Genomic DNA, 12,098 nt, shown 5'->3' on the forward strand with positions numbered 1-12,098 from the left:
CGGGGTAGACCCGTGAAGAGGCCGAATCAGGTCAAGGCTGATCATCCGGCTTCTTGTGCTTCCAGCCATCATTGCCCGGCAGAATCAGGTTCAGGGCGATGGCCACGATGGCACACAGGGCAATGCCTTTCAGGCCCCAGTCATCCGGGCCGTCGCCGCTGCCGATGAGCACGCCGCCAATACCGAACACCAGGGTGACCGAGACGATCACCAGGTTGCGCGCTTCGGCCAGGTCGATCTTGTGGCGGATCATGGTATTCATGCCCACTGCTGCGATCGAGCCGAACAGCAGGCACAGGATGCCGCCCATCACCGGCACCGGAATGCTTTGCAGCAGCGCGCCGAACTTGCCGATGAAGGCCAGGGTGATGGCGAAGATTGCCGCCCAGGTCATGATTTTCGGGTTGTAGTTCTTGGTCAGCATCACTGCGCCGGTCACTTCGGCGTAGGTGGTGTTGGGCGGGCCGCCGAACAGGCCGGCGGCGGTGGTGGCCAGGCCGTCACCCAGCAGGGTGCGGTGCAGGCCGGGCTTCTTCAGGTAGTCGCGGCCGGTCACGCTGCCCACCGCAATCACCCCGCCGATGTGCTCGATCGCCGGTGCCAGGGCAACCGGGACGATGAACAGGATGGCCTGCCAGTTGAACGCCGGCGCGGTGAAGTTGGGCAGTTCCAGCCACGGGGCGGCGGCGATCCTGGCCGTGTCGACCACGCCAAAGGCGAACGACAGGGCAAAGCCTACCAGCACGCCGGCGATGATCGGCACCAGGCGGAAGATGCCCTTGCCGAACACGGCGACGATCAGTGTGGTCAGCAGGGCGGGCATGGAGATCATCATCGCCGTCTTGTACGGCAGCAGCACGCTGCCGTCCCCGGCCTTGCCCATCGCCATGTTCGCCGCGATCGGTGCCATGGCCAGGCCGATGGAGATGATCACCGGGCCGATCACCACCGGCGGCAGCATGCGGTCGATGAAACCGGTGCCTTTGATTTTCACCATCAGGCCCATGAAGGTGTAGACGAAGCCGGCGGCCATCACGCCGCCCATGGTCTCGGCCAGGCCGAACTGGCCCTTGGCGAGGATGATCGGGGTAATGAAGGCAAAGCTCGAGGCCAGGAACACCGGTACCTGGCGGCCGGTGACCAGCTGGAACAGCAGGGTGCCGATGCCGGCGGTGAACAGCGCGACGTTCGGGTCGAGGCCGGTGATCAGTGGCATCAGCACCAGCGCGCCGAATGCCACGAAGAGCATCTGTGCGCCCGAAACGACCTGGCGCCAGAGCGGGTCGTTGAAGCCGTCCTGCATGGTCAGGCGTCCTTTTGCTTGGTGCCGAAGATCTTGTCACCGGCATCGCCCAGGCCTGGCACGATGTAGCCGTGTTCGTTCAGGTGCTGGTCGATCGAAGCGGTGTAGATCTGCACGTCCGGGTGGGCTTTTTCCACCACTTCGATGCCTTCTGGCGCGGCCACCAGGACCATGGCACGGATCTCCTTGCAGCCCGCCTTCTTCAGCAGGTCGATGGTGGCAACCATCGAACCGCCTGTGGCCAGCATCGGGTCGATGATCAGGGCCAGGCGCTGGTTGATGTCCGGCGCGAGCTTTTCCAGGTAGGTGTGGGCTTCGAGGGTTTCTTCGTTGCGGGCAACACCCACCGCGCTGACCTTGGCCCCCGGGATCAGGCTGAGCACCCCGTCGAGCATGCCGATGCCGGCACGCAGGATCGGCACCACGGTAATCTTCTTGCCAGCAATCTTTTCAACTTGCACCTTGCCACACCAGCCGTCGATCTCGTAGCTTTCCAGCGGCAGGTCCTGGGTCGCTTCGTAAGTCAGGAGCGCACCGACTTCCTGGGCAAGTTCGCGAAAATTCTTGGTGCTGATATCGGCACGGCGCATCAGGCCGAGCTTGTGGCGGATCAGCGGATGGCGGATCTCACGAGTGGGCATAGGGGGCTCCGAAAGGCGGGCAAAAAAACCGCGCTAGATTAATCTATTCAGCCTGTGCTGTCGTCTGGTCATTTGGACGTTAGTCCATAAATGCTTGATCTGTGACGAGCGGATGCGTACCTTTGCCCGCTTTTCCAAAATGCCACCCGGAGAGCGCCATGTCCGCCGATCTCGAGCATATCCGTCAAGTCATGCGTGAAGCTGACTGCCTGTACACCGAAGCCGAAGTCGAAGCGGCCATCGCCAAAGTCGGCGCGCAGATCTGCAACGACCTGCACGACAAGAACCCGGTGGTGTTCTGCGTGATGAACGGCGGACTGATCTTCGCCGGCAAACTGCTGACCCACCTGCAGTTCCCGCTGGAGGCCAGCTACCTGCACGCCACCCGCTACCGCAACCAGACCAGCGGCGGCGAGTTGTTCTGGAAGGCCAAGCCGGAAGTGTCGTTCATCGACCGTGACGTCTTGATCGTCGATGACATTCTCGACGAAGGTCACACCCTCAGCGCCATCATCGAGTTCTGCAAGCATGCCGGCGCGCGTTCGGTGCACACCGCAGTGCTGATCGACAAGGACCATGAGCGCAAGGCCAGCCCGGACCTCAAGGCCGACTACGTGGGCTTGCCCTGCGTCGACCGCTACATCTTCGGCTACGGCATGGACTACAAAGGCTACTGGCGCAACGCCAACGGCATTTTCGCCGTCAAGGGGCTGTGACCATGCGCCAGCCTGCGTTCATCGACCAATCGCTGTTCGCCGGGCTGGCCGCGCAGGCTGCCGCCAACCCGCGGCAGCGGCAACACCACACCTTCCACGAGATGGAAGAACCCTGCCACCGCATGGCTGTCGGCCTGCAACCGGGTACCTACATCCCGCCGCACCGCCACCTCAGCGCCGACAAGGCGGAAACGCTGCTGGCCCTCAAGGGGCGCTTCGGCCTGCTGCTGTTCGATGAACAAGGCGTGGTAACCGACAAGCGCGTGCTGCAGGCGGGCGGTGACTGCCTCGGGGTCGACCTGGCGCCCGGCATCTACCACGGGCTGGTAGTGCTGGAGCCGGACAGCATCCTGTTCGAGTGCAAGGCCGGGCCGTACCGTCCGGTGGGCGAGGGCGAGCACGCGCACTGGGCGCCGCGCGAGGGTGAAGCGGGGGTTGCCGCGTACCAGGCCTGGATGCTTGCGCAGTTCGATTGATGGCAGGCCGCTCCTACAAGAGGCTGTGCACGCCGTGCTAGAGTGCCTCTTCATACAAGGAGCCTCACATGCGTGCGTTTCTTCCCCTTCTGCTGGCGGTCAGCCTGCCGCTTGCTGCCGCACCGCTGCACAGCCAGTTCCTGCCACCTGACGACCAGTCCCTGCGCCAGGAAGCGCCGACCGGCCAGCAGTTGCTGCAGGTGACCGAGTATTCGGTGGTAGTCGGGGCTCAGCGCCAGTCCGACCAGCAGCCGATCCCGATCACCTCGTCGCTGCAGGTGCGCCTCAAGGGCAAGCCGCTGAGCAAGGGCGCGACCATCGCCCAGGTGCTGCTGACCTTCGACGGCGAAGCGGCCAAGAGCCTGAAAAAACCCGTGTATGACGAGAAAACCCGCACCCTGAGCCTGAATTACCCGGTCAGCGACTACCGGGTGATCATGGACCTGCTGCGGAATGAAACGCTGTATGTGCAGTTCCTCACCTACGGTAACGGCCATATCTGGGCCGACCTGCACACCGGCACCGTACGTACGCGTTGAGGCGCGCGGGCTGAGGGGGGTACACTGCCGGCCTTCGAAATCCCGTGATGGTCCAGTTGGAGTCGGCAATGCGTAAAGACAAGAAACAGGTAATCGGCGACGAGATCAGCGACGACTACATCAAGACGTTCCTGCAATTCGAGCCGGCCGATGGGGTGACCTCGCCTTCGCTGCACAAGCTGGTCAAGGCCTATCGGGGCCTGCGCGTCGACGACTTCGCGCGCTTTGTCGGCTTCTTCGTCGAAGCGGGCCTGGACCTGGATGGCAAGGACGAGCATGGCAAGACCTTCGTCGAGCTGATTGCCGACCAGCGCAATGCGGCGGAGTACATCGAGATCATCGCCAACGCCCGTGGTTGATCGTTAGCCTGCACCGGCCTCTTCGCGGGCGCGCCCGCTCCCACAGGGATAGTACACAGCCTGAGGGTGGCGTCGAACCTGGGGGAGCGGGCATGCCCGCGAAGAGGCCGGCACAGGTTGGTGAGTATCCAGGCACAAAAAAACGCCCCGAGGGGCGTTTTTTCGTTACCGCTGCAAATCAAGCGTAATGCTTGGCCGCCGGGCTGCTTTCCACCAGGTCCAGCGCCGCGTCGTTGTCGGCACTGATCTTGTGATACAGGGCAGCGTCGGTCGCCAGGGTCTTCTCGCGCGCCGGGAAGATTTCCTTGAGTTTGGCAGCCCAGGCACCCTTGGCCTGCTCGGGGAAGCAGCGCTCGATCAGTTCCAGCATGATCGACACGGTCACCGAAGCACCCGGCGATGCGCCGAGCAGTGCCGCCAGGCTGCCGTCCTGGGCCGAGACCAGCTCGGTACCGAACTGCAGCACACCGCCTTTCTTCGGGTCTTTCTTGATGATCTGCACACGCTGGCCAGCCACTTCCAGGCGCCAGTCTTCGGCCTTGGCCTGCGGGTAGAAGCGGCGCAGGGCTTCCAGGCGCTGCTCCATCGACTGCATCACTTCACTGACCAGGTACTTGGTCAGGTCCATGTTGTCGCGGGCCACGGCCAGCATCGGGCCGATGTTGCCCATGCGCACCGACAGCGGCAGGTCCATCAGCGAACCGTGCTTGAGGAACTTGGTGGTGAAGCCGGCGTACGGCCCGAACAGCAGCGATTTCTTGCCGTCGACCACGCGGGTGTCCAGGTGCGGTACCGACATCGGTGGTGCACCGACCGCGGCCTGGCTGTAGACCTTGGCCTGGTGCTGCTTGACGATTTCCGGGTTGTCGCAACGCAGCCACTGGCCGCTGACCGGGAAGCCGCCGAAGCCTTTGCTTTCCGGAATGCCAGACATCTGCAGCAGCGGCAGGGCCGCGCCACCGGCACCGAGGAAGACGAAGCGGGCGTCCACTTCGCGGCTGCCGCCGCTGTTCACGTCCTTGATGCTCACGGTCCAGCCGCTGCCGTTACGGCGCAGGCCGACGACCTTCTTGCTGTACTTGACCTGGGCGTGCTCGGTGTCGCCCAGCAGCTTCAGCAGCTTGTTGGTCAGCGCGCCGAAGTTGACGTCGGTGCCCTTGAGTACGCGGGTGGCGGCGATGCGCTGGTCGGCCGGGCGGCCTGGCATCATCAGCGGCATCCAGTCCTTCATCACCGCCTTGTCTTCGGTGTATTCCATCTCGGCGAAGGCGTGGTGCTGCTTGAGCAACTCGAAGCGCTTCTTGAGGAAGGCAATACCCTTGTCACCCTCGACATAGCTCAGGTGCGGTACAGGGTTGATGAAAGCACGCGCCGAGCCGAAGTTGCCCTTCTTGCTCAGGTAGGCCCAGAACTGGCGCGAAACCTCGAACTGGGTGTTGATGTGCACGGCCTTCTTGATGTCGATGCTGCCATCGGCGGCCTGCGGCGTGTAGTTAAGCTCGCACAGGCCGGCGTGGCCGGTACCTGCATTGTTCCAGGGGTTGGAGCTTTCCGCGGCTCCGGAGTCCATCGCCTCGACCACCTCGAGTTTCAGGGCCGGGTCGAGCTCCTTGAGCAGTACGGCCAGGGTGGCACTCATGATGCCCGCGCCTACCAGTACCACATCAACCGATTCGTTCTGCGCCATTTAACGCGTCTCCACAATCTACAGCTACCTAATTGACAGCATAGGACCTGGGGTCGCCAGGATCGCCATGTCCGACTTCTCGCAGTTCTTGCAACTTCCGCGGGCACCGCCAATCAGTCTTCGGGTTCGGCTATTGAACGCCGTTTGCCACGGGTGCGGCAATTCGACTTATGGTCAAGGTGTCGTGCGTGCGTTATGGAACGGCTCAGATACTCATCCGGGATGAGCGCATTTGCCGCCTGTTCAGGGCTGTTCGGGACACATCTGCCGCTTTTGCACATGCCAGACTGTTCATTTGCTCGCCACACTCTTGTGAAGTTGTGAAAACCGTTTTTTCACGCTCTTTTGGAGACGTGAACCTCAAAAGGGGACTGCGCGATGGCAACCCGCAGGTTCATGCAGTGTGAAGGGCCGGAAAAGCAGGCACGACAGCCGATGCAAGACCTGAATGGAAGGCTCTCTGTGGGCGAAGCGGTGAAGTTGCCGGGGTCAATCGGCGATGCGGGGCCCGATCAGGAGACGTCCTTATAATCGGGGGGAGATTATAGCGAGGTCGCGCGCAGAAATGTCGCCATTCGTGGTTTTTATTGCAGCGTTTGTCAGGCCGCGAGGATGCGCTGGTGCCAGCGGCGGCTTGCGCGGGCGCAAACCCGGGCACTGGCGGGCAGCTCGCGGCCCAGCCAGGCGAGCTGGATTTCCCCGATCCGGACCCAGCCGCTGCCGCTGGGGGCCTGGCTGCATTGCTTGAAGGCCAGGCATTTGCCGTCGGCATCGAGGCGCGCATAGGCGTGGTGGCGCGGGCGTTGGAAGAGCAGGGTCCAGAGCGAGGCCATGGCAGCGGGTCCTGTGCGTTAGGGCTTGGCGCAAGGATAAGGGCGCGGCGATGAAACCATTGTGACAACCGGGCCAGGCCGATGACTGGTCGCTGTGTCGCTGGGTATACTGTGGGCCTTCGCCGCATTTTCTGGAGTAACGCGCATGTTGCAACGTCTGTTGTTCGGTTTGATCGCCGTGGCCAGCCTCAGCCTGGTTGGTTGTGCCCACAGCCCGCAACAACTCAACCCGCAACCCACGCTCAAGGCCCAGCTCGCCCCGGTCGGCCATGGCCAGCCGGTAGTGGTCCGGGTTGTGGACGGCCGGGCGTCGCAGTCCCTGGGTACTCGTGGTGGCATGTACCCCGAAACCAGCACCATCAGCGTCAGCGGTAACGACATCGTGCCCAAGCTGCAGGCCCAGGCGGAAGCCGCCGTGCGTCTGCTCGGCTTCACCCCGACGCCCAACGCCTATAACGCGCCGCAGCTGACCGTGACCCTGGCCGAATTGAAGTACCAGTCGCCGAAAGACAACCTGTACGTCACCGAGGCGACCATCGGCGCTACCTTCCGTGCCGACGTTGCCAACGGCGGCCGTACCTACAGCGGCCGTTACGGCGCTTCGCTGGACCAGCGTTTCGGCATGGCGCCGAACCAGGAAACCAACAACCAGCTGGTGGGCGATGTGCTGAGCGATGCCCTGACCCGCCTGTTCAAGGACCCGAGCATCGGGCAGGTGCTGGGGCAGTAAACCTTTTGGTGGCATGAAGAAAACCCGCTGCCTGTATTCCAGGCAGCGGGTTTTTTGTTGGCTGTAGCGGCCTTTTGCGGGTGAAACCGCGAAGAGTCCAGGCTCATGCAGCTTGTATCTGGAAATCCAGCACGCTGAGGCCGGTATGGGTATCGATATCCGGTAAATCCTCATGCAAGTGCCCGCCCAGCGCGCAATACACCAGCCATTGGCGGTCCTGCACGTTGATGGCAAAACCATCGATCAGCGCCTGCTGTTCGTCGCTCTGGGCGACGAGGTAGAGGCGGTCCTGGTTTTCGGCGTGCAGCATGAACTAGCTCCGGATCATGGAAAGGCCGACAGGGTGGCCTGTTCAGATGACGAGCACATGACAGATGAAATTTAATGACACTTTGTCGCCCGGGCCGGGTATCAGGGCTTGACTTGGGTAGAATGCGGGCCTCGTCGCTCACACCGAGGTTGCGTGATGTCCTTGCAAGTGCTCTGGGGGTTCCTGGCCGCCCACCCGACCAAACTGATCAATCTGCTGGCGCTGCTGCTGACCTGCCCGGGCGGGCTTTTGCTGCACGGTGCACGGCGGCGTGAGGCCGAGACCCGCGAGTACATGGCAATGGGCGAGGGGGTAGTGGACGCATTCGACCTGCGGGTGCCGCGCTACTTCTACATTCTCGGTTTTTCGTGCCTGGCGATGGCGTTGCTACTGTCCTGGTTCAGTACCTGGGTGTGAAAAAAACGGGGCTGCGAAGCAGCCCCGGTTCCATCAGGCAACCGGTGCCTGCTGCCTGACCTGATACTGGTTACGCACCGGCGTCGCATACTGCAACACCAGGTACGGCCGCTGCTCTTCAGGGCAGGCATCCAGGCGGCGTTGCCATTCCTCTCTGGCCCGGGCCAGCTCATCGGCCGGGAACATCTTCTCGGCGCTCGGTACCTGCAAGGATTCATCCTTGCCTTCCCACATCGCATAGGCCAGGTAGTGCACCGGGAACAGCCGGTAGCCGCCGAGGATCTGCCGGTCGATTTCCGCTGCCAGTTGCTTGGTGTCCTCGTAGTATTCGGTCACCGGAGGGGCAAAGTTGATATGTACCCTGCCCTTGTAGCCGGTAATGCCCTTGGCGATGCTGTTGTCATCCTCACCCGGCGCCTTCTTGTAGGTGCCGGTGGTGGCGCGGATATACAGCTCGCGGGCCTTGGCCTGGTCGCACGGGTCGTATTCGTAGCTGATCGACACCGGCGTCAGGTTCAGGCTCTGGATCACCGCGCCGAACGGCTCGTCCTTGCGGCTCATGTGGAACATCTTGAGAATCGCCGAGTCGGTGCGGTCGTCACCGTCCTTGGCGCGGCCTTCGGCCTGGGCGATCCAGATCGATGTCACGTCGTTGCGGATCGAGTGGTTGATGTACGCCGAAAGCAACTGGTAGGCGGCCAGCTTCTCGCGTCGCCCGCTGAGCGAACGGTGCACGATGAAGCTCTTGTTCAGGCGCATCATGTCGCTGACGAAGGGTTTCTGCAGCAGGTTGTCACCAATGGCGATGCGCGGCGTGGGCAGGCCGGCGTGGTAAACCGCGTAGTTGACGAAGGCCGGGTCCATGACGATGTCGCGGTGGTTGGCCAGGAACAGGTAGGCGGTACCGGCCTTGAGCTGCTCGACGCCAGAATAGGTGACGCCGTCGGTGGCGCGGTCGATGGTCTGGTCGACGTAGTATTCGACTTTGTCCTGCAACGTCGAGACACAGCTGACGCCGGCGAATTCCTTGCGCAGGCGGCGCGCGATCAGCGGCTTGAGCAACCAGCCCAGGGCGCCGGCCGCACGCGGGAAGCGGAAGTGGGTGAGGATATCGAGGAATGCCGGGTCGCTGAGCAGGCGTGCCAGAACGGCAGGGACCTCAGCGTCGTCGTACGGTCGGATGGCATCGAATTCGCCCATCATGCTCTCTTGTTGGAAACGGCTAGGGTAATAAGGTAGGGACGGGCTCCGAAAAACGGCTCGGACGCACACAGGCCCTGTAAACAGACCGGCAATTATACGCATAAGTCACTGCGGAGGCCGCGATGCTGGAAACCGACTTCTATGATTGCCCGTATTGTGGCGAACGGGTGGAAACCACCGTCGATCTGTCGGCTGGCGACCAGGTCTATACCGAGGATTGCCAGGTGTGCTGCCAGCCTGTGGTGTTCATTCTGCAGGTGCATGGCGACGAATGGATGCTCGAAGTCCGCCGCGAGGATGACGCCTGATGCAGCGAATCTACGAACCGGAAAGCCTGCTCGAGGCGGAAATGCTGGCAGGCATGCTGGCCAGCGAAGGCGTTGAAGTACACGTGGTCGGCCGCGACCTGATCGGCGCCGCCGGCGAGCTGCCGCTGCAAGGCCTGCTGGGGCTGGCCGTGGCTGATGAGCAGGCCGCATACGCACGACAGCTGATCGATGCGTACAATGACGCCCAGCCACTGGTTGGCGACGAACCGGAGAGTTTTCCCGGTACCTTGATCTGTTAGGTTCTGAATTCGCCCATGTGTGGACGTTACGCGCTGTTTCGCTGGCCCCAGGCGCTGGCCTGCCTGCCGGGCTTTCCTGCCGGGCAACCAGCCCAATGGAACATCTCGCCAGGGGCTTCGGTACTGATCCAGCGGCAGCTGGACGGCCAGTTGCAATTGGCCAAGGCGCGCTGGGGGCTGACCCCGGCCTGGCTCACCGACCTGTCTCGTACCCCGGCCCATGCCCGCGCCGAGACCCTGGCCGAACAGCCGATGTTTCGCGATGCATTCCGCCAGCGGCGCTGCCTGATGCCGGCCAACGGTTTCTACGAATGGCGTGGCAGTGTGCGCAAGCGCCCGTACTGGTTGACCCCGGGGGAGGGCGCGTCGCTATACTTCGCCGCTGTCTGGGAGGCTTACCCCGTGCAGGGCCAGGTGTGGCTGAGTTGTGCGGTGGTGACCCAGGCGGCCATGAACCAGCGTCGGCCGTTGATCCTGGATGAAGCAGGGCAGGCGGCCTGGCTTGACCCGGACACGCCACTGACGCGCCTGCACGAGCTGCTGGCCAGCCCGTCGGCACAGTTGCGTGAGCGGGCGCTGGCCAACTTTGTCAATGACCCGAAGCTGGATGCACCGGAGTGCCTGACCCCGGCCTGATGGCCGGTCCGGGCCCCGCGTTTTCGGCTTCAGTGTGAAATCTTCTCTACGGCTATGGCGGCCCACAGGCCAGTCAGCCTAGGATACGGCGCATGTAGGAAAGGGAGTGTTTTCATGCGTAAGTCTTTTGTCGTCAGCCTCTTGAGTGCTGGCATCCTGCTGGCCGGCTGCCAGGCGGTGAATACCACCAGCGGCGGTGCTGTCGGCGTCGAACGCCAGCAATACATGTTCAGCATGCTTTCGGCCGATGAAGTCAACAAGATGTACGCCCAGTCGTACCAGCAGACCCTTGGCGAGGCCTCCAGCAAAGGCGTGCTCGACAAGTCCAGCGCCGATGCCAAGCGTGTGCAGGCCATCGCCAACCGCCTGATCGCCCAGGCCCCCAAGTTCCGCCCGGATGCCGCGCAGTGGGACTGGCAGGTCAACGTGATCAAGAGCGACGAGCTCAACGCCAACTGCGGCCCGGGCGGCAAGATCATCGTCTACACCGGGCTGATCGACCAGCTCCAGCTCACCGATGCGGAAATCGCCGCGGTGGTCGGCCACGAGATCGCCCACGCCTTGCGTGAACACAGCCGCGAAGCCATGTCCAAGGCGTACGGCGTGGAAATGGCCCGCCAGGGTGCCGGTGCCATCTTCGGCCTGGGCCAGAGCAGCATGGCCCTGGCCGACACTGTGGTGAACTATGCCATGACCCTGCCCAACAGCCGGGCCAACGAGAACGAGGCCGACCTGATTGGCCTGGAACTCTCGGCACGTGCCGGTTACGACCCGAACGCCGCGATCACCCTGTGGAACAAGATGACCAAGGCTTCCGAAGGTGCACCGCCTGAGTTCATGAGCACCCACCCGGCGTCGTCGAGCCGTATCGCTTCGTTGCAGGCAGCGATTCCGAAGGTGATGCCGCTGTACCAGGCGGCCAAGAAGTAATTGCTGTCATGGGGCCGCTTCGCGGCCCTATCGCGACACAAGGCCGCTGCTACTTCGCGACGGGCTGCGCAGCAGCCCCCGCTTGCCTGGTTATCCGACCCAGCCACTGGCCTTCATCGCCGAGTAGACGGCCACGATCGCCAGCACGAAGAACGCCGTCGCTGCCAGGCGACGAATCAGCGTCAGCGGCAGCTTGTCCGCTGCGAAGTTACCTGCCAGAACCACCGGCACGTTGGCAATCAGCATGCCCAGGGTGGTGCCGATGATGACCATGATCAGGTGTGGATACTGAGCCGCCAGCATCACCGTGGCGACCTGGGTCTTGTCACCGATCTCCGCCAGGAAGAAGGCGATCAGCGTCGTCAGGAACGGCCCGAAGCGGCGTGCCGGGCTCTCGTCGTCATCCATCTTGTCCGGCACCAGGGTCCACAGCGCGGTGGCGGTAAAGCTGGCGGCCAGGACCCAGTGCAATGCCGAATCGCTGAAGAAGCTGCCGACCCATGCCCCCACGGCACCAGCCGCAGCATGGTTGGCCAGGGTCGCGGCGATGATGCCGGCGATGATCGGCCACGGCTTGCGGAAGCGGGCAGCGAGAATGAGCGCGAGCAGTTGCGTCTTGTCGCCAATTTCGGCGAGCGCAACGATTGCGGTGGGGACCAGCAGAGATTCCAGCATCAGGTTTCCTACGGGGGCGGGTCGACACGGCTATGACACGTACAGCCTCCCCGCCCCGGGTAAGGTGTGCGTGTC

At 63.1% G+C, this 12,098-nt stretch carries 17 protein-coding genes; 10 read left to right on the forward strand and 7 right to left on the reverse strand.

Annotated elements, in window-relative coordinates; all coding sequences use genetic code 11:
• Positions 1–31: 31 nt before the first annotated feature.
• Together ACLEJP_RS12860 and upp are read right to left on the reverse strand one after the other, a co-directional pair.
• Positions 32–1,303, reverse strand: a complete 1,272-nt coding sequence (locus ACLEJP_RS12860) for a uracil-xanthine permease family protein (protein WP_440806907.1) — start codon at positions 1,301–1,303, stop codon at positions 32–34.
• A gap of 2 nt (positions 1,304–1,305) precedes the next feature.
• Complete coding sequence (upp, locus tag ACLEJP_RS12865) at positions 1,306–1,944, reverse strand: uracil phosphoribosyltransferase (RefSeq protein ID WP_225780412.1); 639 nt, start codon at positions 1,942–1,944, stop codon at positions 1,306–1,308.
• Between the two features lie 158 nt (positions 1,945–2,102).
• Between upp and ACLEJP_RS12870 the strand changes: the two genes are divergently transcribed.
• The 4 genes from ACLEJP_RS12870 (at position 2,103) to ACLEJP_RS12885 (ending at position 4,034) form a co-directional block, all read left to right on the forward strand.
• Positions 2,103–2,660 carry a hypoxanthine-guanine phosphoribosyltransferase gene (locus tag ACLEJP_RS12870; RefSeq protein ID WP_225780413.1) on the forward strand — a complete coding sequence of 186 codons (558 nt, stop codon included), beginning with the start codon at positions 2,103–2,105 and terminating at the stop codon, positions 2,658–2,660.
• A 2-nt stretch (positions 2,661–2,662) separates the two neighbouring features.
• Positions 2,663–3,136, forward strand: coding sequence for a WbuC family cupin fold metalloprotein (locus ACLEJP_RS12875; protein WP_440806912.1), 474 nt, complete (start codon positions 2,663–2,665; stop codon positions 3,134–3,136).
• A gap of 68 nt (positions 3,137–3,204) precedes the next feature.
• On the forward strand, positions 3,205–3,675 hold the full coding sequence (locus tag ACLEJP_RS12880; protein WP_440806914.1) for a hypothetical protein: 471 nt from the start codon (positions 3,205–3,207) through the stop codon (positions 3,673–3,675).
• Between the two features lie 68 nt (positions 3,676–3,743).
• Positions 3,744–4,034: a PA4642 family protein gene (locus ACLEJP_RS12885; RefSeq protein WP_170028268.1), complete on the forward strand. Its 291-nt coding sequence runs from the start codon at positions 3,744–3,746 to the stop codon at positions 4,032–4,034.
• Positions 4,035–4,212: 178 nt separating this feature from the next.
• Here ACLEJP_RS12885 and mqo read toward each other — a convergent pair whose 3' ends face one another.
• Positions 4,213–5,721, reverse strand: coding sequence for a malate dehydrogenase (quinone) (gene mqo / locus ACLEJP_RS12890; protein WP_440806916.1), 1,509 nt, complete (start codon positions 5,719–5,721; stop codon positions 4,213–4,215).
• A 599-nt stretch (positions 5,722–6,320) separates the two neighbouring features.
• Positions 6,321–6,554, reverse strand: a complete 234-nt coding sequence (locus ACLEJP_RS12895; protein WP_440806917.1) for a hypothetical protein — start codon at positions 6,552–6,554, stop codon at positions 6,321–6,323.
• A gap of 145 nt (positions 6,555–6,699) precedes the next feature.
• Here ACLEJP_RS12895 and ACLEJP_RS12900 point away from each other — a divergent pair, with 145 nt between their 5' ends.
• Positions 6,700–7,284 (forward strand): YajG family lipoprotein, encoded by a 585-nt coding sequence (locus ACLEJP_RS12900; protein WP_170028271.1) that lies wholly within the window; start codon positions 6,700–6,702, stop codon positions 7,282–7,284.
• Positions 7,285–7,387: 103 nt separating this feature from the next.
• On the opposite strand, the gene ACLEJP_RS12905 is transcribed toward ACLEJP_RS12900, so the two are convergent.
• Positions 7,388–7,594, reverse strand: a complete 207-nt coding sequence (locus ACLEJP_RS12905; RefSeq protein ID WP_440806920.1) for a hypothetical protein — start codon at positions 7,592–7,594, stop codon at positions 7,388–7,390.
• A 156-nt stretch (positions 7,595–7,750) separates the two neighbouring features.
• Here ACLEJP_RS12905 and ACLEJP_RS12910 point away from each other — a divergent pair, with 156 nt between their 5' ends.
• Complete coding sequence (locus tag ACLEJP_RS12910) at positions 7,751–8,011, forward strand: hypothetical protein (RefSeq protein ID WP_289133847.1); 261 nt, start codon at positions 7,751–7,753, stop codon at positions 8,009–8,011.
• Between the two features lie 33 nt (positions 8,012–8,044).
• Here the strand turns inward: ACLEJP_RS12910 and ACLEJP_RS12915 are convergent, their stop codons facing one another.
• The gene (locus tag ACLEJP_RS12915; protein WP_289133848.1) at positions 8,045–9,214 is read right to left on the reverse strand and encodes a 1-acyl-sn-glycerol-3-phosphate acyltransferase; all 1,170 of its coding nucleotides are present in this window, start codon (positions 9,212–9,214) and stop codon (positions 8,045–8,047) included.
• Between the two features lie 122 nt (positions 9,215–9,336).
• Here ACLEJP_RS12915 and ACLEJP_RS12920 point away from each other — a divergent pair, with 122 nt between their 5' ends.
• The 4 genes from ACLEJP_RS12920 to ACLEJP_RS12935 all read left to right on the forward strand — a co-directional run bounded on the left by ACLEJP_RS12920 (position 9,337) and on the right by ACLEJP_RS12935 (position 11,348).
• Positions 9,337–9,522 carry a CPXCG motif-containing cysteine-rich protein gene (locus ACLEJP_RS12920; protein WP_176516808.1) on the forward strand — a complete coding sequence of 62 codons (186 nt, stop codon included), beginning with the start codon at positions 9,337–9,339 and terminating at the stop codon, positions 9,520–9,522.
• Entirely contained in the window at positions 9,522–9,782 is a 261-nt protein-coding gene (locus tag ACLEJP_RS12925) for a putative signal transducing protein (RefSeq protein ID WP_440806921.1), read from the forward strand. The genes ACLEJP_RS12920 and ACLEJP_RS12925 overlap by 1 nt, the downstream gene beginning before the upstream one ends.
• Before the next feature lie 15 nt (positions 9,783–9,797).
• On the forward strand, positions 9,798–10,418 hold the full coding sequence (locus tag ACLEJP_RS12930) for an SOS response-associated peptidase (RefSeq protein ID WP_440806924.1): 621 nt from the start codon (positions 9,798–9,800) through the stop codon (positions 10,416–10,418).
• A 114-nt stretch (positions 10,419–10,532) separates the two neighbouring features.
• Positions 10,533–11,348, forward strand: a complete 816-nt coding sequence (locus ACLEJP_RS12935; RefSeq protein WP_440806925.1) for a M48 family metallopeptidase — start codon at positions 10,533–10,535, stop codon at positions 11,346–11,348.
• 90 nt (positions 11,349–11,438) lie between these two features.
• Here ACLEJP_RS12935 and ACLEJP_RS12940 read toward each other — a convergent pair whose 3' ends face one another.
• Positions 11,439–12,023, reverse strand: a complete 585-nt coding sequence (locus tag ACLEJP_RS12940) for a TMEM165/GDT1 family protein (RefSeq protein WP_186673688.1) — start codon at positions 12,021–12,023, stop codon at positions 11,439–11,441.
• Positions 12,024–12,098: the final 75 nt, after the last annotated feature.

Origin of the sequence: Pseudomonas sp. SMV7 (assembly GCF_052041995.1) — a bacterium.
Taxonomy (GTDB): domain Bacteria; phylum Pseudomonadota; class Gammaproteobacteria; order Pseudomonadales; family Pseudomonadaceae; genus Aquipseudomonas.

Bases quoted from the DNA above. Each gene is read 5' to 3' on its own strand.
- ACLEJP_RS12860 (WP_440806907.1), bottom strand. From the start codon at position 1,303: ATGCAGGACGGCTTCAACGACCCGCTCTGGCGCCAGGTCGTTTCGGGC.
- ACLEJP_RS12915 (WP_289133848.1), bottom strand. From the start codon at position 9,214: ATGATGGGCGAATTCGATGCCATCCGACCGTACGACGACGCTGAGGTC.
- ACLEJP_RS12875 (WP_440806912.1), top strand. From the start codon at position 2,663: ATGCGCCAGCCTGCGTTCATCGACCAATCGCTGTTCGCCGGGCTGGCC.
- ACLEJP_RS12910 (WP_289133847.1), top strand. From the start codon at position 7,751: ATGTCCTTGCAAGTGCTCTGGGGGTTCCTGGCCGCCCACCCGACCAAA.
- ACLEJP_RS12925 (WP_440806921.1), top strand. From the start codon at position 9,522: ATGCAGCGAATCTACGAACCGGAAAGCCTGCTCGAGGCGGAAATGCTG.
- ACLEJP_RS12900 (WP_170028271.1), top strand. From the start codon at position 6,700: ATGTTGCAACGTCTGTTGTTCGGTTTGATCGCCGTGGCCAGCCTCAGC.
- ACLEJP_RS12930 (WP_440806924.1), top strand. From the start codon at position 9,798: ATGTGTGGACGTTACGCGCTGTTTCGCTGGCCCCAGGCGCTGGCCTGC.
- ACLEJP_RS12905 (WP_440806920.1), bottom strand. From the start codon at position 7,594: ATGCTGCACGCCGAAAACCAGGACCGCCTCTACCTCGTCGCCCAGAGC.
- ACLEJP_RS12920 (WP_176516808.1), top strand. From the start codon at position 9,337: ATGCTGGAAACCGACTTCTATGATTGCCCGTATTGTGGCGAACGGGTG.
- mqo (WP_440806916.1), bottom strand. From the start codon at position 5,721: ATGGCGCAGAACGAATCGGTTGATGTGGTACTGGTAGGCGCGGGCATC.
- ACLEJP_RS12885 (WP_170028268.1), top strand. From the start codon at position 3,744: ATGCGTAAAGACAAGAAACAGGTAATCGGCGACGAGATCAGCGACGAC.
- ACLEJP_RS12870 (WP_225780413.1), top strand. From the start codon at position 2,103: ATGTCCGCCGATCTCGAGCATATCCGTCAAGTCATGCGTGAAGCTGAC.
- ACLEJP_RS12935 (WP_440806925.1), top strand. From the start codon at position 10,533: ATGCGTAAGTCTTTTGTCGTCAGCCTCTTGAGTGCTGGCATCCTGCTG.
- ACLEJP_RS12940 (WP_186673688.1), bottom strand. From the start codon at position 12,023: ATGCTGGAATCTCTGCTGGTCCCCACCGCAATCGTTGCGCTCGCCGAA.
- ACLEJP_RS12895 (WP_440806917.1), bottom strand. From the start codon at position 6,554: ATGGCCTCGCTCTGGACCCTGCTCTTCCAACGCCCGCGCCACCACGCC.
- ACLEJP_RS12880 (WP_440806914.1), top strand. From the start codon at position 3,205: ATGCGTGCGTTTCTTCCCCTTCTGCTGGCGGTCAGCCTGCCGCTTGCT.
- upp (WP_225780412.1), bottom strand. From the start codon at position 1,944: ATGCCCACTCGTGAGATCCGCCATCCGCTGATCCGCCACAAGCTCGGC.